Origin of the sequence: Pseudomonas sp. SM4 (genome assembly GCF_051913165.1) — a bacterium.
In the GTDB taxonomy this organism is placed as follows: Bacteria; Pseudomonadota; Gammaproteobacteria; order Pseudomonadales; family Pseudomonadaceae; genus Aquipseudomonas.
Window position 1 is genome coordinate 375,833 of the sequence record NZ_JBODOE010000001.1, and the last position, 25,605, is coordinate 401,437.

Genomic DNA, 25,605 nt, shown 5'->3' on the forward strand with positions numbered 1-25,605 from the left:
ATCAAAAGATCGCAGCCTTCGGCAGCTCCTACATGACGTACACCTGTAGGAGCTGCCGAAGGCTGCGATCTTTTTTGCAATCCCTGATCGGGAAACAACGTTCATGTCGCAAACCCCACCTCCCGCCCAACCCGCCTACGTCCTGCACAGTCGCGCCTATCGCGAAACCAGTGCGCTGGTGGATTTCCTCACGCCGCAAGGTCGGCTGCGGGCAGTGTTGCGCAGTGCGCGGGGCAAGGCCGGGACCTTGGCGCGGCCGTTCGTGTCGCTGGAAGTCGAGTTCCGTGGCAAGGGTGAGCTGAAGAATGTCGGGCGCATGGAAAGTTCGGGCACTTCGGCGTGGCTCAACGGTGAGGCGCTGTTCAGCGGACTCTATCTCAATGAACTGCTGATCCGTTTGCTCCCTGCCGAAGACCCGCATCCTGGCGTCTTCGATCACTACGCCGCGACCTTGCTGGCGTTGGCCGAAGGCCGTCCGCTGGAGCCGCTGCTGCGTTCCTTCGAATGGCGTTTGCTGGATGATCTCGGTTATGGCTTCTCGCTGAACACCGATATCCACGGCGAACCGATAGCCGAAGACGGCCTCTATCGCCTGCAAGTGGATGCCGGCCTGGAGCGCGTTTTTCTGCTGCAACCCGGCCTGTTCAACGGCGTCGAATTGCTCGCCATGGCCGAAGCCGACTGGACTGCACCGGGCGCACTCTCCGCAGCCAAGCGCCTGATGCGCCAGGCACTCGCCGTTCACTTGGGTGGCCGTCCTCTCGTTAGTCGCGAGCTGTTTCGCAAGCCCTAAGGGTCTGTTTACGTCTGGACGCGGCGCAACGGGCGCTGGCTGCGCGCAGGGCTGCGTTGCTCGGAACTCATTTGGCGCAACCAAACTTCGTTCCTCGCGCCTTGCCCTGCACTCAGCCAGCATCCCGTTGCCGCCGCGCCCAGACGTAAACAGACCCTTCACCGTGTATGCTGTGCGCCGAATCTTTTTCTTCAGGAGCGCGCACCCGTGACCACCAGCAATCGCATTCTTCTTGGCGTGAACATCGACCACGTCGCCACCCTGCGTCAGGCCCGTGGCACGCGTTATCCGGACCCGGTCAAGGCGGCGCTGGATGCGGAAGAGGCGGGTGCTGATGGCATCACTGTTCACCTGCGTGAAGACCGCCGGCACATTCAGGAGCGCGATGTGCTCTTGCTTAAAGACGTGCTGCAGACCCGCATGAACTTCGAAATGGGCGTCACCGAAGAAATGATGGCGTTCGCCGAGCGTATCCGTCCGGCGCACATCTGCCTGGTGCCGGAAACCCGTCAGGAACTGACGACCGAGGGTGGTCTGGATGTAGCGGGGCAGGAAGAGCGGATCAAGGCTGCGGTTGAGCGTCTGTCGAAGATTGGCAGCGAAGTGTCGCTGTTCATCGATGCTGATGAGCGGCAGATTGCAGCGTCGAAGCGCGTTGGCGCACCGGCGATCGAACTGCACACCGGGCGTTATGCCGATGCTGAAACGCCGACGGAAGTGGCTGAAGAACTGCAGCGCGTTGCGGATGGCGTGGCGTTTGGTCTGGCGCAGGGGCTGATCGTCAATGCCGGTCATGGCCTGCACTATCACAACGTTGAGGCGGTTGCGGCGATCAAGGGGATCAACGAGCTGAACATCGGCCATGCGCTGGTGGCGCATGCGTTGTTCGTTGGCTTCAAGTCCGCAGTGTCCGAGATGAAAGCGCTGATTCTGGCTGCAGCTCTGAAGGGTTAAGATCAAGAGATCGCAGCCTTCGGCAGCTCCTACATTGGAATGTGTATCCCTGTAGGAGCTGCCGAAGGCTGCGATCTTTTGCTTTAAAGCGGGGCAGGTTCTTGAGCAGGTTTTGACTTGTCGATGGCCGGCACATGCAAATTGCCTTCAGCCACTTGGTCGCCCTCAAGCTGCGGCTGCGTCACCCAGGTCAGAATGTCGTAATAACGACGAATGTTCGCCACAAAATGCACCGGTTCGCCGCCCCGGGCATAGCCGTAACGGGTTTTGCTGTACCACTGCTTCTGCGACAGGCGCGGCAAAATCTTCTTCACGTCCAGCCATTTGTCCGGGTTCAACCCTTCCTTGGCCGTCAGTTTGCGCGCGTCATCGAGGTGACCGCTGCCGACGTTGTACGCCGCCAGGGCGAACCAGGTGCGATCCGGTTCCTTGATCGAATCGTCGAGCTGATCCTTCATATAAGCCAGGTATTTCGCCCCGCCCATGATGCTCTGCTTCGGATCGAGGCGGTTGGACACGCCCATCGCCTGCGCAGTGTTCTGGGTCAGCATCATCAGCCCGCGCACGCCGGTCTTCGAGGTGACGGTCGGTTGCCAGAGCGATTCCTGATAACCAATGGCCGCGAGCAAGCGCCAGTCGACTTTCTCTTTCTTTGCGTAATTCTTGAAGTGCTGTTCGTACTTCGGCAGGCGCTGCTGCAAGTGCTGGGCGAAGGTCGTGGCGCCCATGTAGCCAAGCACGTCGACGTGGCCGTAATAGCGGTCTTTCAGGCGTTGCAGGGTGCCGTTCTTCTGCACTTTGTCCAGATACGCGTTGATCTCGTTGAGCAGGCTGTTGTCTTCGCCCGGGCCTACCGCCCAGCTTTGGCTACGCGCATCGCCGAGGTCGAAGGCGACGCGGATGTTGGTGAAATACACCTGGTTCATCGCCACTTCGTTGGAGTCGACCAGGGTCAGGTCAATCTGACCTTCATCGACCATGCGCAGCAGGTCGACCACTTCAACCGCGTCGGACTCTTCGTATTCGATGCCGGGAAATTTCTTTTTCAGCTCCGCCAGTTGTTCGGCGTGGGTGCTGCCCTTGAGCACCATGATCTTCTTGCCGACCAGATCACCCGGGTCGGTTGGCCGCGACTGACCATTGCGATAAATGATCTGCGGGGTGACTTCAAGGTAGGAATGCGAGAACCGCACCTGCTGCTTGCGCTGCTCGCTGCTGACCAGGCCGGCGGCGGCCAGCACCGGGCCGTTGGGTTTGCCGATCTGATTGAAAAGGTCGTCGAGGTTGTCGGCGGTCTCGATTTTCAATTCGACACCCAAATCGTCGGCGAAACGCTTCACCAGCTCGTATTCGAAGCCGGTTTCACCGCTGCGATCCTGAAAGTAGGTGGCGGGGCTGTTGCGTGTAATCACGCGCAGCACACCATCCTCCTTTATGCGCTCCAGCGTGTTGGGTTTATCAACACAGCCACTGAGCATCAGGAAGAGTCCGGTTGCGATCAGCCATTTGGCGTACCGCGGACGCAAAGCCGTTGGGAAAAACATCTGCGCAGTATACGCAAACGGCTGCGGGCGCCATATCTCGACAGCGCAGGGCCAGTCTGCTAGCGATCACAAAACCGCACGAAACCCCTTGGAAACGGGGCTTCGCGGCTTTTTGTTACAGTAAAAATAAGCGGCCTCTGTATAGCCGATTTACCTGACTCTGGAGTCGGAAACACAGATTGATACCCGAGTGCAACCGTGCGTAGCGTTTCGGGTGATGTTGAGGGCGGTTTAGGCTAGAATGCACGGCCTCAAAGCACACCCCTTCCCGAGGCTGTCCCGAAGATGTTGATCCTGCGCGGCGCTCCTGCCCTTTCTGCCTTTCGCCACAGCAAACTCCTTGAGCAACTGAGCCAGAAGGTTCCAGCTGTCAGTGGCCTGTATGCTGAATTCGCTCACTTCGCCGAAGTCACCGGCGACCTGACCGGCGACGAACAGCAGGTGCTAGCGCGCCTTCTGAAGTACGGCCCAAGCGTTCCGGTACAAGAGCCGACCGGTCGTCTGTTTCTGGTGTTGCCGCGTTTCGGCACCATCTCGCCATGGTCGAGCAAGGCCAGCGACATCGCCCGCAACTGCGGCCTGAGCAAGATCCAGCGTCTGGAGCGCGGTATCGCGTTCTACGTTGCCGGTCAGTTCCGCGACGCCGAAGCGCAACAGATCTCCGACGTGCTGCATGACCGCATGACGCAGATCGTGCTGGCCAACCTCGAACAGGCCGCCGGTCTGTTCAGCCACGCCGAACCGAAGCCGCTGACCGCGATCGACATCCTCGGTGGCGGTCGCGCCGCGCTGGAAAAAGCCAACACCGAGCTGGGCCTCGCCCTGGCTGAAGACGAAATCGACTATCTGGTCGACGCCTTCAATGGCTTGAAGCGCAACCCGCACGACATCGAACTGATGATGTTCGCCCAGGCCAACTCCGAGCACTGCCGCCACAAGATCTTCAACGCCAGTTGGGATATTGATGGTGAGAACCAGGAAAAAAGCCTGTTCGGCATGATCAAGAACACCTACGTGATGCACAGCGAAGGCGTTCTGTCGGCTTATAAGGACAACGCCTCGGTGATCGTCGGCAACGTTGCCGGCCGTTTCTTCCCGAACCCTGAAACCCGCCAGTACGGCGCGGTGCAGGAGCCGGTGCACATCCTGATGAAGGTTGAAACCCACAACCACCCGACCGCGATTGCTCCGTTCCCGGGTGCATCGACCGGTTCCGGCGGCGAGATCCGTGACGAAGGTGCAACCGGTCGTGGCGCCAAGCCAAAGGCTGGCCTGACCGGTTTCACCGTTTCCAACCTACAGATCCCGGGCTTCGAACAGCCGTGGGAAGTGCCGTACGGCAAACCTGAGCGCATCGTTACCGCGCTGGACATCATGATCGAAGGCCCGCTCGGTGGCGCTGCGTTCAACAACGAATTCGGTCGTCCGGCCCTGACTGGCTACTTCCGTACCTTCGAACAGTCGATCACCACCCCGCACGGTGACGAAGTTCGTGGTTACCACAAGCCGATCATGTTGGCCGGCGGCATGGGCAACATCCGCGAAGAGCACGTCAAGAAAGGCGAGATCGTCGTAGGCTCCAAGCTGATCGTCCTCGGCGGCCCGGCGATGTTGATCGGTCTGGGTGGCGGCGCGGCTTCCTCGATGGCCACCGGCACCAGCTCGGCGGATCTCGACTTCGCTTCCGTACAGCGTGAAAACCCTGAGATGGAGCGTCGCTGCCAAGAAGTCATCGACCGTTGCTGGCAACTGGGTGACAAAAACCCGATCAGCTTCATCCACGACGTCGGCGCGGGCGGTCTGTCCAACGCCTTCCCGGAACTGGTCAACGACGGCGACCGCGGTGGCCGTTTCGAACTGCGCAACATTCCCAACGACGAGCCGGGCATGGCCCCGCACGAAATCTGGTCCAACGAATCCCAGGAACGTTACGTTCTGGCCGTCGGCCCGGAAGACTTCGCGCGCTTCCAGGCGATTTGCGAACGCGAGCGCTGCCCGTTTGCCGTAGTGGGCGAGGCGACTGCCGAGCCGCAACTGACCGTGACCGACAGCCACTTCGGCAATAACCCGGTGGACATGCCACTGGAAGTGTTGCTGGGCAAGGCCCCGCGCATGCACCGCTCGGTGGTTCGCGAAGCTGAAATGGGCGATGACTTCGATCCGTCGAACCTCGACATCAGCGAGTCCATCGAACGCGTTCTGCATCACCCGGCCGTGGCGAGCAAGAGCTTCCTGATCACCATCGGCGACCGCACCATCACCGGCCTTGTGGCCCGTGACCAAATGGTCGGCCCGTGGCAGGTTCCGGTGGCCGACGTTGCCGTCACCGCCACCAGCTTCGACGTTTACACCGGTGAAGCGATGGCAATGGGCGAGCGCACTCCGCTGGCTCTGCTGGACGCCCCGGCGTCGGGCCGCATGGCCATCGGCGAAACCCTGACCAACATCGCCGCGTCGCGCATCAACAAGATCTCCGACATCAAACTGTCGGCGAACTGGATGTCCGCTGCCGGCCACCCGGGCGAAGACGCGCGTCTGTACGACACCGTGAAAGCGGTCGGTATGGAGCTGTGCCCTGAGCTGGGCATCACCATTCCGGTGGGCAAGGACTCGATGTCCATGGCTACCCGTTGGAACGACAACGGCGAAGAAAAAACCGTGACCTCGCCGATGTCGCTGATCGTGACCGGTTTCGCGCCAGTGGCTGACATCCGTCAGACCCTGACCCCGGAACTGCGCATGGACAAGGGCACCACCGACCTGATCCTGATCGACCTCGGTCGCGGTCAGAACCGTATGGGTGCTTCGATCCTTGCACAGACCCACGGCAAGCTCGGCAAACACGCGCCGGACGTTGATGACGCTGAAGACCTGAAAGCCTTCTTCGCGGTGATCCAGGGCCTCAACGCCGACGGTCACCTGCTGGCGTACCACGACCGTTCCGACGGTGGTCTGCTGACCTCCGTGGTGGAAATGGCCTTCGCCGGCCACTGCGGTCTGAGCCTGAACCTCGACGGTCTGGCAGAAACCACCGCCGACATCGCCGCGATCCTGTTCAACGAAGAACTGGGCGCAGTGATCCAGGTTCGTCAGGACGCCACACCAGACATCCTCGCGCAATTCAGCGCGGCCGGTCTGGGCGACTGCGTGTCGGTGATCGGTCAGCCGATCAACAATGGCCAGATCAACATCACCTTCAACGGTGACACCGTGTTCGAAGGCCAGCGTCGTCTGCTGCAACGTACCTGGGCTGAAACCAGCTACCAGATCCAGCGTCTGCGCGATAACGCCGACTGTGCCGAGCAAGAATTCGACGTGCTGCTGGAAGAAGACAACCCGGGCCTGAGCGTCAAGCTCAGCTACGACGTCAACCAGGACATCGCCGCGCCTTACATCAAGAAAGGCATTCGCCCACAGGTTGCCGTGCTGCGTGAGCAGGGCGTCAACGGTCAGGTGGAAATGGCCGCTGCGTTCGACCGCGCCGGTTTCAACGCGATCGACGTGCACATGAGCGACATTCTCGCTGGGCGTGTTGACCTGAACGAGTTCAAAGGTCTGGTGGCGTGCGGTGGTTTCTCCTACGGCGACGTGCTCGGCGCCGGTGAAGGCTGGGCCAAGTCGGCACTGTTCAACAGCCGCGCCCGCGATGCGTTCCAGGGCTTCTTCGAGCGTAACGACAGCTTCACCCTTGGCGTGTGCAACGGTTGCCAGATGATGTCCAACCTGCACGAGCTGATCCCGGGCAGCGAGTTCTGGCCGCACTTCGTGCGTAACCGCTCCGAGCAGTTCGAAGCGCGTGTGGCGATGGTGCAGATCCAGGAGTCGAACTCGATCTTCCTGCAGGGCATGGCCGGTTCGCGTATGCCGATCGCCATTGCTCACGGTGAAGGTCACGCCGAGTTCTCCAGCGAAGAAGCACTGCTGGAAGCCGATCTGTCCGGTTGCGTGGCGATGCGTTTCGTCGACAACCATGGCAAGGTTACCGAGAAGTATCCGGCTAACCCGAACGGTTCGCCGCGCGGGATTACTGGTCTCACCAGCCGAGATGGCCGTGTGACGATCATGATGCCGCACCCGGAGCGTGTGTTCCGTGCCGTGCAGAACTCGTGGCGTTCGGAGGACTGGAACGAGGACGCACCTTGGATGCGTATGTTCCGTAATGCACGCGTTTGGGTTAACTGATCGTCGTGTATAAGCTGGCGTTTTTTGTTCCTGACAGTCATGTCGAGGTGGTCAAAGGGGCTGTGTTCGCTGCCGGTGGTGGGCGGATCGGTGACTATGACCACTGTGCGTGGCAGGTGCTTGGTCTGGGCCAGTTTCGACCTTTGGACGGCAGTCAGCCGTTCATTGGTGAAACGGGACAGGTTGAGCAGGTTGAGCAGGTTGAGGAATGGAAGGTTGAGCTTGTGGTGGCGGATGAGTTGATTGTTGCTGTTGTGGCGGCTTTGAAGCTTAGTCATCCCTACGAGACGCCGGCTTATGAGGTGTGGCGGCTGGAAGATTTCTGATCTTCCTGGCGGCTGAAACGGGAAACCCGCAGATGAGTGATTGTCTGCGGGTTTTTTGTTGCCCCCGATTTGCTTTTCTGTAGGAGTGAGCCTGCTCGCGATGGCGCCCTGACAGGCGACCATGCTCTGTCTGGCTGAGTGAATATCCGATTCTTCGGGCGCTGCGGCTGACGGTTCCGCCCTTACGGCGGGTCACTTTTGACAAACGCCTCAAAAGTAACCAAAAAGGCTTGCCCCAACGTTCGGCCCGCTCGCTAGGGCTCGGGGTTCCTTCGATCCGGAATTCATCCGGGCGCATCGCCTCCGGTTTGCTTCGCTGCACCTCCTCTCGATGCATTTGGCTGCGCCAAACGGTCGCTGCGCTCCCACCCCCGGATAAATCCCTCCACTCAGCCTGCCGACGGGGCCTGTGGATCAAGATCAAAAGCTGCAGCCGAGCTTGCGCTCATCCTGTTGAGTGGTGAGGAGCGCGGCGCGTTCGGCTTCTGCCCTTGTAGGAGCTGCCGCAGGCTGCGATCTTTTGATCTTGCTGTCGTAGGAGCTGAGCTTGCTCGCGAAGGCGTACTGCCAGCCGACCTGTTTCTTGCAGGTGTACCCAATCCAACTGTAGGAGTGAGCCTGCTCGCGATAACAACCTCACAGCAACCAATCACCCGCAGATGCACCACAATCCCTGTGGGAGCCTGGCTTGCCAGCGATGGCGGCCTGACACCCAACCAATTTCTGTCTGAATACATCAGGTCAAAACTGTGGGAGCCAGCCTGCTGGCGATGGGGTCAGTCCAATCACCAAAGAATCTGAGTCTGTTTAGGTTTGTGTAGAAATAGCAGAACCTTCCCACAAGGTTTTCAGGTTGTCCGTCGGACGCCCGCTCTCTAGTCTTTGCCTGTCGCTGCCAATTCAGCGACCGGGCGTGAGATCCCCGGAAAGCTTGCAACTAGCGCCAACACTACGATAATTGGCGCCAGCTCAATCTGCTGCCTGTGTTATGGCGGCTGTGTGCGGGCAGACTTCGGTCTGGCCGGTTGCCTGCTCCGGTGGATCTCACCCTGCACATAGCTGCCACCTCTTCGCCGCGTGAGATCCGGCGAACGATGGCATCCTCACTTGCAGTAGCAGGAGTTGAATTTTGGACAAGCTAATACCAGATCCACCCCACGAAACCATCACCCCACTCGAAGCCGCCATTCGCGCCGAAGACCTCGCCAAAAACCGCGAAGCCATCAAACGCGCCCTCGATTTCTACCTCAGCCCCGATCCCGCCAAACCCCGACAACCGAGCACCATGTTCCTCGTCCACCCCAGCGTCGACACCGAAAGCCTGCTCGCCCACGCCTGTGAATCGTTGGCCTCAGCAAACGCCATGGCCAGCAACTTCGCAACCGAGCTAGGCGGCTTGCAACGCAGCACGGCTCTAGCCATCCAGCAAATCATCATGCTCGCCGAACTCGCAGTAAACCGCGCACTGGATCGAGTCGATCCACAAACCTGACGACCGCGTCATCGTTCATCGCCAGCAGGCTGGCTCCCACAAGGTCGTGCACAATTTTGAGAACAGTGAAGAACCTGTGGGAGCCTGGCTTGCCAGCGATGACGGCCTGATTCTTCGGATAGATAGCTTCCCTGTAGGAGCTGTCGAGTGAAACGAGGCTGCGATCTTTTGCTCTTGCTTATGATTGTAAAAAAGCAAAATCAAAAGATCGCAGCCTGCGGCAGCTCCTACAGGGGTGATGTGTAGGGTCAGGCCTTGGCGCTGACCTCACTTCGGTTGACCAGGCTTTCCAGTGCCCCGCTCAAACTCGCTGCTTTATCCCCCACCAGCAAATGCCAGACCCCGCCATCCAACTGGCTGACACCGTGACAACCCAGATCCTTCAACTGCGCCTCGGACAACGCCTTGCCATCCGCCAATTGCAGGCGAATCCGTGTCATCGCAATGCAATCCAGTTGCAGCACATTGTCGCCGCCGCCCAGCGCATTCAGCCATTGCTGCGCCTCGGAACCGGCAACGGCTACAACTTTCGGCTCATCAACAACAGCGGTTTCAACCAAAACTGCACGTCCGAGAGAAGGCATCGCCAGTCGAATCTCATCCGCAATGCTGTCCGCCATCGGCCCGACCACTACCTGCAAACTGCCGCCCTTGCCGGGGCGCACAACCGCCATCGCACCCAGCGCTTTCAGATCAGCATCCGAAGCCTTGTTGCGATCAACCATCTCCAGCCGCAACCGCGTGGTGCAGGCGCCAACCGTCAGCAGATTTTCAGCGCCGCCCAACGCCTTGATGTATGCACTGGCGCGCTCGTTTTCAGTCAGTACGGCTTTTTCACTGACAGCGACATCCTCACGCCCCGGCGTTTTCAGATTGAAGCGACGAATGCAGAAGTCGAAGACGAAGTAGTAGATCACCGCGTAAGCCAACCCAACCGGGAACACCAGCCAACCATTGGTGGACTTGCCCCAGCCGAGAGTCATGTCGATAAAACCGCCGGAAAACGTGAATCCCAAGTGAATGTTCAGCGCGTTGGTAATCGCCATCGACAACCCGGTCAGCAGCGCATGCAGCAGATACAGCAGCGGTGCGAGGAACATAAAGGCGAATTCAATCGGTTCAGTCACCCCGGTCAAAAACGAAGTCAGCGCCATCGACAGGAAAATCCCGCCCATGACTTTGCGGCGTTCCGGCAGCGCATTGCGGTACATCGCCAGACACGCCGCCGGCAGGCCGAAGATCATCATCGGGAACATGCCGGTCATGAACTGGCCACCCTTCGGATCGCCGGCGAAGTAGCGCGACAAGTCGCCAGTCACCAGTGCACCAGTGGTTGGGTCGGTGAAGTTGCCGAACACAAACCACGCCATGTTGTTAAGGATGTGGTGCAGGCCGGTGACGATCAGCAGGCGGTTGAACACGCCAAACACGAACGCGCCGATGCTGCCGCTTTCCATCATCAAGGCGCCGAAGGCGTTGATGCCGTGCTGGATCGGCGGCCAGATGTAGCCGAACACCACGCCCAGACCGACCGCTGCGAACCCGGTGACAATCGGCACAAACCGCCGGCCACCGAAGAACGCCAGATACTCCGGCAACTTGATGTCCTTGAAGCGGTTGTACAGCGCGCCAGCCATCAGGCCGGCGACGATGCCGGCGAGCATGCCCATGTTGATGCTCGCATCGAGCACCTTCAGCGTGGAGATCATCACCAGGTAACCGATCACCCCGGCGAGGCCGGCGGTGCCGTTGTTGTCCTTGGCGAAACCGACGGCGATGCCGATGGCGAAGATCATTGCCAGGTTGGCGAAGATCACCTGGCCGGCATCGTGGATGATCGCGATGTTCAGCAGGTCAGTGTCACCCAGACGCAGGAGCAGGCCGGCAATCGGCAGGATCGCGATCGGCAGCATCAGCGCGCGGCCGAGGCGTTGCAGGCCTTCGATAAAGAGTTGATACATGGCGTTTGTCCTTGTTGTTTTTGTTAGCGCAGTGGCCAATGTTGATGACAGGCGTGGCGCACGGCGGCGGCGCTGCTCAACTTGAGCAGGTCGCGGCTGAGGCGCTGGCATTCGGCTTCGTGCACCTGGCGCACGCGATCCTTAATTTCACCGATTTGCACCGGGCTGACCGACAATTCGGTAACGCCCAGACCGATCAACACCGGCGTCGCCAGCGGATCGGAGGCGAGGGCGCCGCAGACACCGACCCAACGCTTGTGCACCGCCGCGCCTTCGCAGGTCATGGCGATCAGGCGCAGCAGCGCCGGGTGCAGGGCGTCGACGCGGGCGGCCAGACCGGCGTGATCGCGATCCATAGCCAAGGTGTATTGCGACAAATCGTTGGTGCCGATGGAGAGGAAGTCAGCGTGTTCGGCGAGTTGTTCGGCCTGTAATGCGGCGGCGGGGACTTCGATCATTACGCCGATTTCTGGACGCTGAGCGATGTTCATCTCCAGGCACAGCGCTTCTACGCGCTGGCGAATGTGCAGCAGTTCGTCGACTTCGGTAACCATTGGCAACAGGATTCGGCAGCGACGCAGCGGGCTGACTTGCAGCAGCGCGCGCAGTTGCTGATCGAGGATTTCCGGACGGGCCTGAGCCAGACGAATGCCGCGCAGACCGAGCACCGGGTTGGCTTCGATCGGCAGCGGCAGGTAATCGAGTTGCTTGTCGCCGCCGACGTCGATGGTGCGGATGATGACTGACTTATCGCCCATCGCATCGATCACAGCTTGGTAGGCGCTGCGTTGCTCTTCCACGTCCGGAGCAGTCTGCCGGTCGACGAACAAAAACTCGGTGCGTAGCAGACCGACGCCATCGGCGCCGTTGGCAAAGGCATCTGCCGCTTCAGCGCTGGAGGCGACATTGGCGACGACTTCGATGTGCACGCCATTTCGCGTTTCTGCTGGCAAGTGAGCTTTGGCCTGCTGCGCGTCGCGAAGTTGCTGGCGATCGATTTGCGCCTGTTGAACTTCAGCCAAACGATCGGCATTTGGTGTCAGTTCGAGACGTCCACCGTCAGCGTCGAGCACTACTGATTGGCCTTGCGGCTGATGAAGCAACGCCGAACCCAGTGCAACCATGCACGGCAGACCTTTACCGCGAGCGAGTATCGCCACGTGTGAAGTCGCGCCACCCTCGGCCATGCACAAACCGGCGACGCCTTGCGTGCTGAGTTGCAGCAGATCCGAGGGGGTCAGTTCATGCGCCGCGACAATGGCGCCTGCAGGCACATCGTAATTCCGCACTTCACCGAGCAACACGCGCAGCACGCGTTGTTTGAGGTCGCGCAGATCATTGGCGCGTTCGGCCAAGAGTGCGCTGCCGGTGTGTTGCAGCACTTCGCATTGCACATCGATCGACTGGCTCCAGGCGTGAGTCGCCGCAATGCCTTGTTCGATGGATTGTTGTGCCGCGTCGAGCAATGCCGGGTCTTCCAGCAACGCCAAGTGTGCGGCGAAGATTGCTTCTTCGTCGGCGTTCTTGTGTTTTTTCGCTTGGGCGAGGGTGCCGTCGATTTCGCTGCTGACCTGTTGCAGTGCAGCTTCAAGCACTTGCTGTTGTTGCAGCGGATCGTGATTGCCCGTATCCGCCGGCAAACTGATCGCATTCAAACGGAACAGCGGTCCACCGACCAGTCCCGGCGCGGCGCAGACACCGTGCAACACACCTGCCTCGGCCGGGCGCTTAAGAGGGGCAATACTGACCGGTGCCGCCGCGTGATGATCATCCGGCAGGGCAGTCGCCAGCGCCGTGAGCAACGCTTGCAGCGCCGCTTCAGCATCCGGCCCCTGACAGCTGACCTGCACTTCATCCTGTTCGCCAACCGCCAATCCCATCAAACCGATCAGGCTGTTGCACGGCGCCGATTTACCACCGAAGTGCAGTTGCGACTGACTCTTGAAACCTTGCGCGGTCTGCCGAATCAGCGCTGCCGGGCGCGCATGCAAGCCGCCGCGATGCGCCACCAACACATGACCATAAACCTCTGGCCCACCGACGACTTCGGCGCTCGCTGCCGAACCGTTGCGCGCAACAATGTGCAGCAGCGGATCGCCGACTTTCACCGCTTTCAGCGTAATCGGACGTACCTGAAAATCCTGACTGTTGGTCAGGATCAACAGGCTGACGAGGCTTTTGCACTGCTGGCCGACCTTGTCCAGGTCGTAGCGCAACAACGGCTGGCCTTGAGTCACGCGACCACCTTCCTTGACCAGCATCGAGAAACCTTCGCCGTTCAACTCCACGGTGTCGAGGCCCAGATGCAGGAGGATTTCCGCGCCGTTGTCGGCACGCACGGTGAGTGCGTGGCCGGTGCGGGCGACGTGGATGATCACCCCGGCGCACGGCGAGTACAGCGTGTCGTTGATTGGGTCGATGGCGATGCCGTCACCCATTGCGCCGCTGGCGAACACCGGGTCCGGGACTTTGGCGAGCGTGAGCACCGGGCCGCTGAGCGGGGCGCTGAGGGTCAGCTCTTTATTGTTGTTGTGCATGGCTCGGTCTCATCGGTTAAATCTCGGTTCGATATCCCCTGTAGGAGCTGCCGCAGGCTGCGATCTTTTGATCTTGTTTTTTGTGAATCAAAATCAAAAGATCGCAGCCTTCGGCAGCTCCTACAGGGGTTGTGCATCAATCGACGGTTCTGCATCCGCCGATAGGGTTATGCATCGATCAACGGGTGTCAGTGCGTGCGGGTTACTTTGCTCAGGTGGCGCGGTTGGTCCGGGTCCATGCCACGGGCCACGGCCAAACCTGCCGCCATCACGTAGAAGCTCTGGATCGCCAGAATCGGATCGAGCGCCGGGTGTTCGGCGCGGGTCAGGGTCAAGTCGCGTTCGGTCAGGTCGTCCGGTGCGGCCAGCAACACGCGGGCGCCGCGTTGGCGCATTTCTGCTGCCAGGCTCAACAGGCCAGCCTGTTCAGCACCGCGCGGTGCGAAAACCAGCAACGGATAGTGTTCGTCGATCAACGCCATCGGGCCGTGACGCACTTCGGCGCTGCTGAACGCTTCGGCCTGAATCGCCGAGGTTTCCTTGAATTTCAGCGCCGCTTCCTGAGCGATGGCGAAACCGGCACCACGGCCGATCACCATCAAACGCTCGCAATCGCGCAACGCTTCGATGGCCACGCTCCAGTCCTGTTTTGCCGCTTCGCGCAGGCCTTCAGGCAGGGCGTTACCGGCCTCGAGCAATTCGCTGTCCTCTTTCCAGTGCGCGATCAAACGAGCGCTGGCGCTGAGAGTGGCGATAAAACTCTTGGTCGCGGCGACGCTACTTTCAGTCCCGGCGAGCAGCGGCACGCTGAACTCACACGCAGCTTCCAGTGGCGAATCGGCGGCGTTGACCATCGACACACTGAGCGCGCCACGCTTGCGCAACAGACGCAGGCTGTTGACCAGATCCGGGCTTTGTCCCGATTGCGAAAAGGCGAACGCGACCTGACCACTGACCTTCAACGGCGCTTGCTGCATGGTCACCACTGACATCGGCAACGACGCCACCGGCACGCCCAGTTGCTGCATGGTCAGGTAAGCGAAATAGCTCGCCGCGTGGTCGGAGCTTCCACGCGCGACGGTCATCGCCACTTGCGGTGGCTGACGACGCAGGCGCCCGGCGATCTCGATCATTTGCGGGTCGAGCTGTTGCAGTTGGGCTTGCACGGCCTCGAAGGAGGACAGCGCCTCCTCAAGCATTTTTGAAGTCAATGTCTTCTCCTTCGACCATGACGGCGGTCAGTGTGAGTGAGCGATCGAGCCGCACGCAGTCGGCCCAGGCACCTGGTGCAAGGCGCCCGCGTTCGGTGATGCCGAGGTAGTCGGCGGGGAATTGCGACAGACGCTGCGAAGCCTCGGCGATCGGCAAACCGATCTTCACCAGGTTGCGCAGGGCCTGATCCATGGTCAGCGTGCTGCCGGCCAACGTGCCATCGGGCAGGCGCACGCCGCCCAGGCATTTGGTCACCGTGTGGCTGCCGAGCTTGTACTCACCGTCGGGCATGCCGGCGGCGGCGGTCGAATCGGTGACGCAATACAGGCACGGGATTGAGCGCAGGGCCACGCGAATCGCGCCGGGATGCACGTGCAGCAAGTCCGGAATCAGTTCGGCGAATTTGGCGTGGGCGAGTGCCGCGCCAACGATGCCCGGCTCGCGATGATGCAGCGGGCTCATGGCGTTGTAGAGGTGAGTGAAACTGGTCGCGCCAGCCTCCATTGCAGCAACGCCTTCCTCGTAACTGCCGAGGGTGTGGCCGATTTGCATACGCACGCCACGGCTGCTCAGTTCACGAATCAACGCGTCGTGACCGGCGATTTCCGGGGCGATGGTGATCACGCGGATCGGTGCCAGTGCCAAGTATTCTTCGACTTCGGCCATCAACGCGGTGTGGGCGAAGTTCGGTTGCGCACCAAGTTTGCCGGGATTGATGTACGGGCCTTCGAGGTGGACGCCGAGAACGCGGGCGGCACCTTTCGGACGCTGTTCGTAGAATTCTCCGACTTCCTTTAACACGCTGGAGATCTCGGCACTCGGCGCGGTCATGGTGGTGGCCAGCAGCGAGGTGGTACCAAAACGCACGTGGGTTTTGGTGATGGTCTCGAAAGCGCTGGCGCCTTCCATGATGTCTTTGCCGCCGCCGCCATGCACGTGCAGGTCGATGAAGCCCGGCAGCAGATACGGCAGGTCATTGGTTGCCGGATCGCAAGGTACGCCTTCGATCGACACGACTTTGCCGTGTTCGTGGATCAGCCGGCCGCGAATCCAGCCGCTGGCGGTGAGGATGTTGTCTTCGGACATTTTGGTTCTCGCTTGTGGCTGCGCTTAACGGCGAAGCTCTGCAACAAAGTCGTAGTAGTCGTTGCGGCAATAGGTGTCGGTGACTTCGATCGGCGTGTTGTCTTCGAGGTAGCCGACCCGGGTCATCAGCAGCATGGCGGTGCCGGGGGCGATGCCGACCAGCGCGGCGAATTCGTCCGAGGCGTTGATCGCCTGAATGTGCTGCAAGGCGCGGACGATCGGTTTGCCGATGCCGTCGAGGTATTCGTAGAGCGAATCGCCGACCAGTTGTGGCTTGGGCATGATCGAGGCGGGCAGGGTGCTCATCTCGATGGCCATCACCGTGTCATCGGCTTTGCGCAGACGTTTCATGCGCGCGACCTTGTCGTTCGGCGACAGGCTGAGGCGGATCAATTCTTCGTGGGTCGGCAGGGTGATTTCGCGTTCCAGCCATTGCGAGCTGGGCACGAAGCCTTTCAAACGCAGCATCTCGCTGAAACCGGACAGGCGCGACAGCGGTTGTTCGAGGCGTGGGGTGATGAAGGTGCCGGAACCTTGCAGGCGGCGGATCAGCCCTTGATCAAGGAGGACTTCGAGGGCTTTGCGCGCGGTGACGCGGGAGATGCCGAGCAACTCGCTGAGATTGCGTTCCGAGGGCATCGCCTGCTCGGACTTCCACTGCCCCGAGTGGATCGCGGCTTCAAGGTTGCGCGCCAGTTGCAGGTACAACGGTGTCGGTTGAGTGTCGTCGGGGCGTAAGGCCTGGAGGTCATTCATGTAGTTCGTTTCCGGCACCGATGTAGGATTGTTTTGATTCGGTTGTCGGGCGAAAGCTAATACCACTTGAATACCATGTCAACGCAGTGAAATGGCCTGTAGCCCGCTAATGTCGGGGCTTTGAGAGGGGGTGGTCTGAAGTGGTATTAGAGCTGGAGGCTGAAAAGCAAAAGATCGCAGCCTGCGGCAGCTCCTACAGTGGGAAGTGGTATCACCTCTGTAGGAGCTGCCGCAGGCTGCGATCTTTTGATTTATTTTTTTGCAGGTGACCAGTGGTTGATCGTTAAGGGCGGATTTCAACCATCGTGCCATCCGGCACCAGGCTCCACACTTCGCGCATGTCAACGTTGCGCATGGCGACGCAGCCGTCCGTCCAGTCGAGGGTGTGGAACAGGTCTTCCGGGGTTTCTTCGGAATCCGGCGTGCCGTGGATCATGATCATCCCGCCAGGCTCGACGCCTTCACGCCGGGCGCGGGCGGAGTCGCTGATGTTCGGATAGGAAATGTGCATCGACAGGTTGAATTTGTCGCTGGTCTTGCGCCAGTCGATCCAATAGAAACCTTCCGGTGTGCGTTTGTCGCCTTCAATCAGCTTCGGGCCTTTTTTCGCGCCCTTGCCCAGGGAGATGCGATAGGTCTTCAGCGGCTTGCCGTCGGCAATCAACTGCAGTTGATGCGCCGATTTGAGCACCAGAACTTTCTCGATAAGCGGGGTATTCGCCGGCGTCACGGTGGTCACGAAGGACGCTTGGGAGACGCTGACGAACGACAGGCAGAACAGGGCAAGCAACCAGCGCATTGAAACGATTCCCCAAGGAGTGACGCAGATAAGTGTTGTGTAGGAGCTGCCGCAGGCTGCGATCTTTTGATCTTCTAACCAACAATGACCGGCTGCACCAACGGCGGAATCGATTCCGAACGCACCGGATACACCTCAACCCGCCGATCAGCAAAGAAGCATTCTAAGGTACGCCCCACCGTCCTGAAAGCCAGCTCATCCCATGGAATGTCGGCTTCGTCGAATAGTTGCACTTCAAGGCTCTCGGGGCCGGCGGCAAAGTCCAGATCAACCAGCTCTGCGCGGAAGAACACATGCACCTGACTGATGTGTGGCACATCGATCAGCGTATAGATGCTCAGATTACGCACGCGGGCGCAGGCTTCCTCGGCGGTTTCGCGGATCGCGGCCTGTTCGATGGTCTCGCCGTTCTCCATGAAACCGGCGGGCAGCGTCCAATAACCGAGGCGCGGTTCGATGGCGCGACGGCAGAGCAACACTTTCGTGCCCCAGGTCGGCACGCAACCGGCGACAATATTGGGGTTCTGATAGTGAATGGTCTGACAGCTGTCACAGACAAATCGCAGCCGCGAATCGCCTTCGGGAATGCGCTGGGTGACCGGGTTACCGCAGTGGCTGCAAAATTTCATGCTGGGCTTCCTGAATGCTGCGCCTATCTTGGCGTGCAGCGGTGTCGGTCGGCAAGTTGTCGTTTCGCGACATGGCGAGATTCGGGGGCTTGGGCGGCTGCAATGATTGGTGCATGATGCAGGGTAAGGCACTGATCGAGAACACTCATGCTGGACGAGCTACTGCATAGGGTAAGCAACCACACACCGCGCACGCTGGAGACCGACAAACGTTTCCCCGAGGCCGCCGTTCTGGTGCCGATCACCCGCAGTGACCAACCGGAACTGGTCCTGACCCTGCGCGCCAGCGGGCTCTCGACCCATGGCGGCGAAGTGGCTTTCCCCGGTGGACGCCGCGATCCCGAAGACCCGGATCTGATCTTCACCGCCCTGCGCGAAGCAGAGGAAGAGATCGGCCTGCCGCCGGGACTGGTCGAAGTGATCGGCCCGCTCAGCCCGCTGATCTCTCTGCATGGCATCAAGGTCACGCCTTATGTCGGTGTGATTCCCGATTTCGTCGAGTATCAGCCCAATGATGCCGAGATCGCCGCGGTGTTCAGCGTACCGCTGGAATTTTTCCGCAAGGACCCTCGCGAACACACCCATCGCATCGACTATCAAGGTCGCAGCTGGTACGTGCCGAGCTACCGCTATGGCGACTTCAAGATCTGGGGCCTGACGGCGATCATGATCGTCGAGTTGATCAATCTGCTTTATGACGCCAAGATCAGTCTGCACCAACCGCCGAAAAGCTTTATTGGCACGTAAGCCATCGTTCGAATGGCCATCACCGTGAGCCCTGAGGAAAACAAGATGAAATACCGCTTGGGCGACGCCCGTGTCGAGACTCACCCGCAGAGCTGGGTCGCCCCCAATGCCGTGCTGGTGGGCAAGGTCAAACTGGAAGAGGGCGCCAACGTCTGGTTCAACGCCGTGCTGCGTGGCGACAACGAACTGATCCTGATCGGCAAGAACAGTAATGTGCAGGACGGCACCGTGATGCACACCGACATGGGCTATCCGCTGACCATCGGCACCGGTGTGACCATCGGCCACAATGCGATGCTGCATGGCTGCACCGTGGGCGATTACAGTCTGATCGGCATCAACGCGGTGATTCTCAACGGTGCGAAGATCGGCAAGAACTGCATCATCGGCGCCAACTCGCTGATCGGCGAGGGCAAGGAAATTCCTGATGGTTCGCTGGTGATGGGCTCGCCGGGCAAGGTTGTGCGTGAACTGACCGAGCCGCAGAAGAAGATGCTTGAGGCCAGCGCCGCCCACTATGTGCATAACTCGCAGCGTTACGCGCGCGATCTGGTTGAGCAGGAAGAATGAACACGCCAGAAAGACCGGTTGCCTCGCCTTGCGTGAATATTTGTGCGCTGGATGAGGAGGATATTTGTACTGGCTGCCAGCGTACGGTGGAAGAGATTACCCGTTGGGGTCGCATGACCAATGATGAGCGCCGGGTGGTGTTGGGGTTGTGTCATGAGCGGGCGAAGGCGAGTGGTTTGGTGTGGATGATTGGGTCGACCCCGAACAAGTAGCGAAGAGCAAAAGATCGCAGCCTTCGGCAGCTCCTACATTTGAAATGCGTTCCCTTGTAGGAGCTGCCGCAGGCTGCGATCTTTTGATTCTCCTTTGGCTGAAGTAATCTGTGCGCCAATCTGCCAGGTCGCCTCCATGATTTTCCTCATCGCCTACATCAGCAGCGTCGTGTTGATCAATTTCGCCTTCTCTACCGCGCCGCACCTGGACATCATCTGGTCGGCCTGGGGCGGTCTGGTGTTCGTGCTGCGCGACATGGTGCAAATCCGTTTCGGCCACGGGGCGATCGCGGCGATGCTGGCAGCGTTGGTACTGTCTTACGTCACCTCCGACCCTTCCATCGCATTGGCCAGCGCCACGGCGTTCGCGGTTTCCGAGTGCATCGACTGGCTGGTGTTCAGCATCACCAAACGGCCATTGCGCGACCGCTTGTGGATCAGTTCGGCACTGAGCATCCCCCTCGACACCTTCATCTTTTTCGGCATGATCGACCTGTTGACGCCGCCGGTGATCATCACCGCGCTGCTGTCGAAATTCGCGGGTGTCACGGCTGTCTGGCTGATCATGGCCTGGCGCGATCGCAAACAGACCGTCGCCGGCTGAAGCCAAACCCTCGGGTTCATGTAAAATGCCGCGCTTTCTCCCCATGGAAAGCGCGGCTGGCGTTGCTTTCCTCGATGATCCGCTTCTTTGAGGACCTGAGATGACCCGTATCGGAACTCCATTGTCGCCAACCGCGACCCGCGTATTGCTGTGTGGCTGTGGTGAGTTGGGCAAGGAAGTGGTGATCGAGCTGCAACGCCTGGGCGTTGAAGTGATCGCCGTCGACCGTTACGCCAACGCGCCGGCCATGCAAGTTGCCCATCGCAGCCACGTGATCAACATGCTCGACGGCGCCGCTCTGCGTGCGGTGATCGAAGCCGAGAAGCCGCACTTCATCGTGCCGGAAATCGAAGCCATCGCCACCGCCACTCTGGTTGAACTGGAAGCCGAAGGCTTCACCGTGATCCCGACCGCGCGCGCTGCGCAACTGACCATGAACCGCGAAGGCATCCGTCGTCTGGCCGCTGAAGAGCTGGACCTGCCGACCTCGCCTTACCACTTTGCCGACACCTTCGAGGACTACAGCAAAGCTGTTGAAGACCTGGGTTTCCCTTGTGTCGTCAAACCGGTGATGAGCTCGTCGGGCAAAGGCCAGAGCCTGCTGCGCAGCACAGATGACGTGCAGAAAGCCTGGGATTACGCGCAAGAGGGCGGTCGCGCCGGCAAAGGTCGGGTGATCATCGAAGGCTTTATCGATTTCGACTACGAAATCACCCTGCTGACCGTGCGCCATATCGGCGGCACCACGTTCTGTGCGCCGGTCGGTCACCGTCAGGAGAAGGGCGACTACCAGGAATCCTGGCAACCACAAGCCATGAGCCCGATTGCCCTGGCTGAATCCGAGCGCGTTGCCAAAGCGGTGACTGAAGCGCTGGGTGGCCGTGGTCTGTTCGGTGTTGAGCTGTTCATCAAAGGTGATCAGGTATGGTTCAGCGAAGTCTCGCCGCGTCCGCATGACACCGGTCTGGTCACGTTGATTTCCCAGGATCTGTCGCAGTTCGCCTTGCACGCTCGCGCGATTCTGGGCTTGCCGGTGCCGTTGATTCGTCAGTTCGGGCCTTCGGCTTCGGCGGTGATTCTGGTGGAAGGGCAGTCGACGCAGACTGCATTCGCCAATCTCGGCGCTGCGTTGAGCGAGCCGGATACGGCATTGCGCCTGTTTGGCAAGCCGGAAGTGAATGGTCAGCGCCGCATGGGTGTGGCGTTGGCGCGGGATGAGTCGATCGAGGCAGCGCGTGCCAAGGCGACCCGTGCTGCTCAGGCTGTTGTCGTAGAACTCTAAACCGAGTCGCGTCCATCGCGGGCAAGCCCGCTCCCACAGGTTTTTTGTCGTACACAAAAATTGTGATCAACAGAAAACCCTGTGGGAGCGGGCTTGCCCGCGATAGCGATCTGTCAGGCAACCTGATTCAGATCGTTATCCCGCGTCTCTTTCAGACACAGCACCGCAATCAAACTCAGCACCGCCGCCCCCGACACATACCCGCCGACATAACTCAAACCACCCATCGCCACCAGTTTCTGCGCAAAGAACGGCGCCGCCGAGGCCCCGACAATCCCGCCCAGGTTATACGCCGCTGAAGCACCGGTATAACGCACGTGGGTCGGAAATAGCTCCGGCAACAGTGCGCCCATCGGTGCAAACGTCACGCCCATCAAAAACAGCTCGATGCACAGAAACAGCGCCACGCCCCAGGTCGAACCTTGCGTCAGCAATGGTTCCATCAAAAACCCCGACAGAATCGCCAGCACGCCACCGATGATCAGCACCGGTTTGCGCCCATAACGGTCGCTCGCCCAAGCTGACAACAGTGTAGCCGCGGCCATGAACAGCACGGCAAAACACAGCAGCCCAAGGAATGTCTCGCGGCTATAACCGAGCGTGGAAACCCCATAGCTGAGGGAGAACACCGTCGAGATGTAGAACAGCGCGTAACACACCACCATCGCCGCTGCGCCCAACAAGGTCGGTGCCCAATACTGGCTGAACAGCTCGACCAGCGGCACTTTCACCCGCTCCTGACGCGCGATGGCATTGGCGAATACCGGCGTTTCATGCAGTTTCAAGCGCACGTACAAGCCGACCATCACCAGCACCGCGCTGAGCAGAAACGGAATCCGCCAGCCCCAGCTGCGAAATTGCTCATCATCGAGGGTCATGGCCAGAGTCAGAAACAAACCGTTGGCCGCGAGAAAGCCAATCGAAGGGCCGAGCTGCGGAAACATGCCGAACCACGCGCGTTTGCCCTTCGGTGCGTTTTCCGTGGCGAGCAGGGCGGCACCGCCCCATTCGCCGCCCAATCCCAGGCCCTGACCAAAACGCAGCACGCACAATAGAATCGGTGCCCACGCGCCGATGGTGGCGTAACCCGGCAGCACGCCAATCAGCGTTGTACATACGCCCATCAACAGCAAGGATGCGACCAGCGTCGACTTGCGCCCGATACGGTCACCGAAGTGGCCGAACAGCGCCGAGCCCAGCGGTCGGGCAAGGAAGGCGATACCGAAAGTAAGAAACGCCGAGAGCATCTGCGCGGTGCCGGACGTCTGCGGAAAGAACACCGGCCCGATCACCAGCGCGGCCGCCGTGGCGTAAACATAGAAGTCGTAGAACTCGATCGCGGTGCCGATAAAACTCGCCGTCGCCACGCGGGTGGCGGAGTTGGTTGGTTGGGCAGGCGCGGTGTCGCTGTAAGCGGTACTGGTCGTCATGCGGTGATCCCTGACAGTCATGAGCTCCGTTGGAGCGAATTATTATGGTCGAACACCCAGGGATGTGGGATGAGGCGCGGTCGCTGTTTCAGGTAGGAACAGTCGCCGGAGTGCAGCGGAAATGGCCGAAACCTGTTGTGTGCGGGGTAAGCACGAGGGCCGGCGTAGCTTGGGTAAGCTGATCCGATTATAGGAAGGGGGCTAACGATCAAACAAGAGCAAAAAGATCGCAGCCTTCGGCAGCTCCTACATGGGAACGCATTTCAAATGTAGGAGCTGCCGAAGGCTGCGATCTTTTATCGGGCAGGCAGCAAAGCAGGCACAGACGAGGTATGCCAGATCAGCACCTTGCTCACCCGGTTCTCTTCAGTCTCAAGAATCTCCAGCCGATAGCGCCCGATCTTCAAGCACACCGCGCTCTCAGGAATCGTTTCCAACGCCTCGGTCACCAAGCCATTCAGCGTTTTCGGCCCATCGCTCGGCAAGTGCCAGCCCAGGCACTTGTTCAATTCACGAATCGACGCGGTGCCATCGATCACCATCCGCCCATCCGCCTGCGGATGAATATGCGGGTTATCGAGGCTGTGCTCGCTTTCGAACTCGCCGACGATTTCTTCGAGAATATCTTCCAGGGTAACGATGCCAAGCACTTCGCCGTACTCGTCGACGACCATGCCCAGCCGCCGCTGTTGCTTATGAAAGTTCAGCAGTTGCAGTTGCAGTGGCGTACTTTCCGGAACGAAATACGGCTCATAACTCGCCGCCAACAGCGCCTCGATAGTCAGATCGCCATTGTTCAACAGATGACGGATCTGCCGGGTATTGAGTACCGCTTCAACCTGATTGATGTCGCTGTGGAACACCGGCAGGCGCGTGCGCTTGTTGTGGCGCAGTTGCTCGATGATCTCTTCAATCGAGTCGTCGAGGTTGATGCCGTCGACATCGCTGCGCGGTACCAGAATGTCGTTAACGGTGATGTTGTCCAGCGCATGTATCCCCGAAACCGGGTGCGCGTGAACAGGATGCTCGGGATCATCACGACGATCGCTGGGCGCGTCATCGTCGCTCTGCTGTACCACTTGCGGTTTGCGCGCGAACGGGCGGATCAGCAGGCTGCTGGCGCGGCTGAACAGCCAGGCCAGTGGATAAACAATCTTCAGCGGCACCGCCAGCAAGGTATTGCCGAACGTCAGCACCGCGTCGGGATAACGTTGAGCGACCGTGCGCGGGAAGTAATCGGCGAACACCAGCAGAATTGCCCCGGCACCGAGGCAGGCGGCCCACGGGCCGTCTTCTTCGCAAAGGAAAATCGCCAGCAGCGTCGCGATGATCACGGCGAGGGCTCGGCACAAGGTGTTGCAGAGGATCAGGCTGTCGAGCGGGAAGCTCAGCTTCGCCAGCGGTTTATCGCTGGCGCGCGAGGCAGTGCGTTGTGCGAGCAGGTGCTGCTGCGCGATTTCGACGGCGGTAAACAGCCCTGACCATAAAATCAGCAGGACAAATACCGCGAGCATCGGCCCTATGGGCAAACCGTCCATTTATGCCGCCCGTCAGATGTGCAGAATGTATTCACGAACCAGTTTGCTGCCGAAATACGCCAACATCAGCAGGCAGAAACCGGCGAGGGTCCAGCGAATCGCCTTGTGACCGCGCCAGCCGAGACGGTTGCGGCCCCACAGCAACACGCTGAAGACGATCCAGGCGAGGCACGCCAACAGAGTCTTGTGCACCAGGTGCTGGGCGAACAGGTTCTCGACGAACAGCCATCCGGAAATCAGCGACAGCGACAGCAGCGTCCAGCCGGCCCAGAGGAAACCGAACAACAGGCTTTCCATGGTTTGCAGCGGCGGGAAGTTCTTGATCAGCCCGGACGGGTGCTTGTGCTTGAGCTGGTGGTCTTGCACCAGCAGCAGCAAGGCCTGGAACACCGCAATGGTGAACATGCCGTAGGCGAGGATCGACAACAGAATGTGCGCGAGGATGCCCGGCTCTTCATCGATGATCTGCACCGTGCCGGTCGGCGCGAACTGCGCCAGCAGCACGGTGATCGCGCCCAGCGGGAACAGCAGCACCAGCAGGTTTTCCACCGGAATGCGCGAGCAGGCGATCAGCGTCAGGGCGATCACCGCTGCGGCGATCAGGCTGGAAGCGCTGAAGAAATCCAGACCCAGACCAATCGGCGTCAGCAAATGCGTGAGCAGGCTGGCAGCGTGGGCCACCACGGCGAAAACGCCGAGGCCAACCAGCAGGCGCTTGTTCGCCTTGGCGCCAGTGGCCAAGCGGGTGCTCTGATAAAGGGTCGCAGCGGCATATAGAAGGGCGGCGGCGAGGGTGGTCAGCAAACTGGGTGACAAGGGGAGCATAAATCCTGTTAGGCAAGCCCGAAAGGGGCTGAGTTTGGCATAGAACCGCCACGACACGAAAGACTCAGGAAGCTGACAGCGAGGTGTCCGCCAGCCGCAGTCTTCGCTATAATCCGCGACCTGCCC

At 60.1% G+C, this 25,605-nt stretch carries 21 protein-coding genes; 10 read left to right on the forward strand and 11 right to left on the reverse strand.

Going from position 1 to position 25,605, the window contains the following annotated elements:
- Positions 1–103 precede the first annotated feature (103 nt).
- Together recO and pdxJ are read left to right on the forward strand one after the other, a co-directional pair.
- Positions 104–793: a DNA repair protein RecO gene (gene recO, locus ACQ4MY_RS01665; protein ID WP_158831734.1), complete on the forward strand. Its 690-nt coding sequence runs from the start codon at positions 104–106 to the stop codon at positions 791–793.
- A 207-nt stretch (positions 794–1,000) separates the two neighbouring features.
- Positions 1,001–1,747 (forward strand): pyridoxine 5'-phosphate synthase, encoded by a 747-nt coding sequence (gene pdxJ / locus ACQ4MY_RS01670; RefSeq protein ID WP_008083632.1) that lies wholly within the window; start codon positions 1,001–1,003, stop codon positions 1,745–1,747.
- An 83-nt stretch (positions 1,748–1,830) separates the two neighbouring features.
- Here pdxJ and mltF read toward each other — a convergent pair whose 3' ends face one another.
- Complete coding sequence (mltF, locus tag ACQ4MY_RS01675) at positions 1,831–3,291, reverse strand: membrane-bound lytic murein transglycosylase MltF (protein ID WP_081500510.1); 1,461 nt, start codon at positions 3,289–3,291, stop codon at positions 1,831–1,833.
- Between the two features lie 285 nt (positions 3,292–3,576).
- Here mltF and purL point away from each other — a divergent pair, with 285 nt between their 5' ends.
- The 3 genes from purL (at position 3,577) to ACQ4MY_RS01690 (ending at position 9,291) form a co-directional block, all read left to right on the forward strand.
- Entirely contained in the window at positions 3,577–7,473 is a 3,897-nt protein-coding gene (gene purL / locus ACQ4MY_RS01680; protein ID WP_440093377.1) for a phosphoribosylformylglycinamidine synthase, read from the forward strand.
- 5 nt (positions 7,474–7,478) lie between these two features.
- Positions 7,479–7,799 carry an NGG1p interacting factor NIF3 gene (locus ACQ4MY_RS01685; protein WP_440093379.1) on the forward strand — a complete coding sequence of 107 codons (321 nt, stop codon included), beginning with the start codon at positions 7,479–7,481 and terminating at the stop codon, positions 7,797–7,799.
- A gap of 1,129 nt (positions 7,800–8,928) precedes the next feature.
- A complete protein-coding gene (locus ACQ4MY_RS01690) occupies positions 8,929–9,291 on the forward strand; it encodes a DUF6124 family protein (protein ID WP_440093381.1) in 363 nt (120 codons plus the stop codon).
- A 248-nt stretch (positions 9,292–9,539) separates the two neighbouring features.
- On the opposite strand, the gene nagE is transcribed toward ACQ4MY_RS01690, so the two are convergent.
- The 7 genes from nagE to ACQ4MY_RS01725 all read right to left on the reverse strand — a co-directional run bounded on the left by nagE (position 9,540) and on the right by ACQ4MY_RS01725 (position 18,271).
- Positions 9,540–11,252 carry an N-acetylglucosamine-specific PTS transporter subunit IIBC gene (gene nagE / locus ACQ4MY_RS01695; protein WP_440093384.1) on the reverse strand — a complete coding sequence of 571 codons (1,713 nt, stop codon included), beginning with the start codon at positions 11,250–11,252 and terminating at the stop codon, positions 9,540–9,542.
- Positions 11,253–11,275: 23 nt separating this feature from the next.
- Complete coding sequence (ptsP, locus tag ACQ4MY_RS01700) at positions 11,276–13,789, reverse strand: phosphoenolpyruvate--protein phosphotransferase (RefSeq protein ID WP_440093385.1); 2,514 nt, start codon at positions 13,787–13,789, stop codon at positions 11,276–11,278.
- Between the two features lie 188 nt (positions 13,790–13,977).
- Positions 13,978–15,000 carry an SIS domain-containing protein gene (locus ACQ4MY_RS01705; protein ID WP_440093387.1) on the reverse strand — a complete coding sequence of 341 codons (1,023 nt, stop codon included), beginning with the start codon at positions 14,998–15,000 and terminating at the stop codon, positions 13,978–13,980.
- Positions 14,981–16,087 (reverse strand): N-acetylglucosamine-6-phosphate deacetylase, encoded by a 1,107-nt coding sequence (gene nagA, locus ACQ4MY_RS01710; protein ID WP_440093389.1) that lies wholly within the window; start codon positions 16,085–16,087, stop codon positions 14,981–14,983. Before nagA ends, ACQ4MY_RS01705 begins: the two co-directional genes overlap by 20 nt.
- 24 nt (positions 16,088–16,111) lie before the next feature.
- Positions 16,112–16,843 (reverse strand): GntR family transcriptional regulator, encoded by a 732-nt coding sequence (locus ACQ4MY_RS01715; RefSeq protein ID WP_440093390.1) that lies wholly within the window; start codon positions 16,841–16,843, stop codon positions 16,112–16,114.
- A 283-nt stretch (positions 16,844–17,126) separates the two neighbouring features.
- Positions 17,127–17,642: a L,D-transpeptidase family protein gene (locus tag ACQ4MY_RS01720; protein WP_008081650.1), complete on the reverse strand. Its 516-nt coding sequence runs from the start codon at positions 17,640–17,642 to the stop codon at positions 17,127–17,129.
- Positions 17,643–17,716: 74 nt separating this feature from the next.
- Positions 17,717–18,271: an NUDIX hydrolase gene (locus ACQ4MY_RS01725; RefSeq protein ID WP_008081648.1), complete on the reverse strand. Its 555-nt coding sequence runs from the start codon at positions 18,269–18,271 to the stop codon at positions 17,717–17,719.
- A 147-nt stretch (positions 18,272–18,418) separates the two neighbouring features.
- Between ACQ4MY_RS01725 and ACQ4MY_RS01730 the strand changes: the two genes are divergently transcribed.
- The 5 genes from ACQ4MY_RS01730 to purT all read left to right on the forward strand — a co-directional run bounded on the left by ACQ4MY_RS01730 (position 18,419) and on the right by purT (position 21,686).
- Positions 18,419–19,018, forward strand: coding sequence for a CoA pyrophosphatase (locus ACQ4MY_RS01730; RefSeq protein ID WP_400755683.1), 600 nt, complete (start codon positions 18,419–18,421; stop codon positions 19,016–19,018).
- 45 nt (positions 19,019–19,063) lie between these two features.
- Positions 19,064–19,588: a gamma carbonic anhydrase family protein gene (locus ACQ4MY_RS01735; RefSeq protein ID WP_007954617.1), complete on the forward strand. Its 525-nt coding sequence runs from the start codon at positions 19,064–19,066 to the stop codon at positions 19,586–19,588.
- On the forward strand, positions 19,585–19,800 hold the full coding sequence (locus ACQ4MY_RS01740; protein ID WP_440093393.1) for a DUF1289 domain-containing protein: 216 nt from the start codon (positions 19,585–19,587) through the stop codon (positions 19,798–19,800). The genes ACQ4MY_RS01735 and ACQ4MY_RS01740 overlap by 4 nt, the downstream gene beginning before the upstream one ends.
- Before the next feature lie 136 nt (positions 19,801–19,936).
- On the forward strand, positions 19,937–20,404 hold the full coding sequence (locus tag ACQ4MY_RS01745; RefSeq protein WP_440093395.1) for a preQ0 transporter: 468 nt from the start codon (positions 19,937–19,939) through the stop codon (positions 20,402–20,404).
- A gap of 100 nt (positions 20,405–20,504) precedes the next feature.
- Entirely contained in the window at positions 20,505–21,686 is a 1,182-nt protein-coding gene (gene purT / locus ACQ4MY_RS01750) for a formate-dependent phosphoribosylglycinamide formyltransferase (protein ID WP_007908992.1), read from the forward strand.
- 113 nt (positions 21,687–21,799) lie between these two features.
- Here the strand turns inward: purT and ACQ4MY_RS01755 are convergent, their stop codons facing one another.
- The 3 genes from ACQ4MY_RS01755 to ACQ4MY_RS01765 form a co-directional block, all read right to left on the reverse strand.
- Positions 21,800–23,116, reverse strand: coding sequence for an MFS transporter (locus tag ACQ4MY_RS01755; protein WP_440093396.1), 1,317 nt, complete (start codon positions 23,114–23,116; stop codon positions 21,800–21,802).
- 296 nt (positions 23,117–23,412) lie between these two features.
- Positions 23,413–24,654, reverse strand: coding sequence for a transporter associated domain-containing protein (locus ACQ4MY_RS01760; RefSeq protein WP_008081634.1), 1,242 nt, complete (start codon positions 24,652–24,654; stop codon positions 23,413–23,415).
- Positions 24,655–24,666: 12 nt separating this feature from the next.
- Positions 24,667–25,479 (reverse strand): cytochrome C assembly family protein, encoded by an 813-nt coding sequence (locus ACQ4MY_RS01765; protein WP_008081632.1) that lies wholly within the window; start codon positions 25,477–25,479, stop codon positions 24,667–24,669.
- Between the last annotated feature and the right edge of the window lie 126 nt (positions 25,480–25,605).

What these genes read in the sequence shown, in the direction of transcription:
- purT (WP_007908992.1), top strand. Translation starts at nt 20,505, where the DNA reads ATGACCCGTATCGGAACTCCATTGTCGCCAACCGCGACCCGCGTATTG.
- ACQ4MY_RS01740 (WP_440093393.1), top strand. Translation starts at nt 19,585, where the DNA reads ATGAACACGCCAGAAAGACCGGTTGCCTCGCCTTGCGTGAATATTTGT.
- nagE (WP_440093384.1), bottom strand. Translation starts at nt 11,252, where the DNA reads ATGTATCAACTCTTTATCGAAGGCCTGCAACGCCTCGGCCGCGCGCTG.
- ACQ4MY_RS01725 (WP_008081648.1), bottom strand. Translation starts at nt 18,271, where the DNA reads ATGAAATTTTGCAGCCACTGCGGTAACCCGGTCACCCAGCGCATTCCC.
- ptsP (WP_440093385.1), bottom strand. Translation starts at nt 13,789, where the DNA reads ATGCACAACAACAATAAAGAGCTGACCCTCAGCGCCCCGCTCAGCGGC.
- nagA (WP_440093389.1), bottom strand. Translation starts at nt 16,087, where the DNA reads ATGTCCGAAGACAACATCCTCACCGCCAGCGGCTGGATTCGCGGCCGG.
- recO (WP_158831734.1), top strand. Translation starts at nt 104, where the DNA reads ATGTCGCAAACCCCACCTCCCGCCCAACCCGCCTACGTCCTGCACAGT.
- ACQ4MY_RS01730 (WP_400755683.1), top strand. Translation starts at nt 18,419, where the DNA reads ATGCTGGACGAGCTACTGCATAGGGTAAGCAACCACACACCGCGCACG.
- ACQ4MY_RS01745 (WP_440093395.1), top strand. Translation starts at nt 19,937, where the DNA reads ATGATTTTCCTCATCGCCTACATCAGCAGCGTCGTGTTGATCAATTTC.
- ACQ4MY_RS01735 (WP_007954617.1), top strand. Translation starts at nt 19,064, where the DNA reads ATGAAATACCGCTTGGGCGACGCCCGTGTCGAGACTCACCCGCAGAGC.
- ACQ4MY_RS01760 (WP_008081634.1), bottom strand. Translation starts at nt 24,654, where the DNA reads ATGGACGGTTTGCCCATAGGGCCGATGCTCGCGGTATTTGTCCTGCTG.
- mltF (WP_081500510.1), bottom strand. Translation starts at nt 3,291, where the DNA reads ATGTTTTTCCCAACGGCTTTGCGTCCGCGGTACGCCAAATGGCTGATC.
- ACQ4MY_RS01720 (WP_008081650.1), bottom strand. Translation starts at nt 17,642, where the DNA reads ATGCGCTGGTTGCTTGCCCTGTTCTGCCTGTCGTTCGTCAGCGTCTCC.
- ACQ4MY_RS01755 (WP_440093396.1), bottom strand. Translation starts at nt 23,116, where the DNA reads ATGACGACCAGTACCGCTTACAGCGACACCGCGCCTGCCCAACCAACC.
- purL (WP_440093377.1), top strand. Translation starts at nt 3,577, where the DNA reads ATGTTGATCCTGCGCGGCGCTCCTGCCCTTTCTGCCTTTCGCCACAGC.
- ACQ4MY_RS01765 (WP_008081632.1), bottom strand. Translation starts at nt 25,479, where the DNA reads ATGCTCCCCTTGTCACCCAGTTTGCTGACCACCCTCGCCGCCGCCCTT.
- ACQ4MY_RS01715 (WP_440093390.1), bottom strand. Translation starts at nt 16,843, where the DNA reads ATGAATGACCTCCAGGCCTTACGCCCCGACGACACTCAACCGACACCG.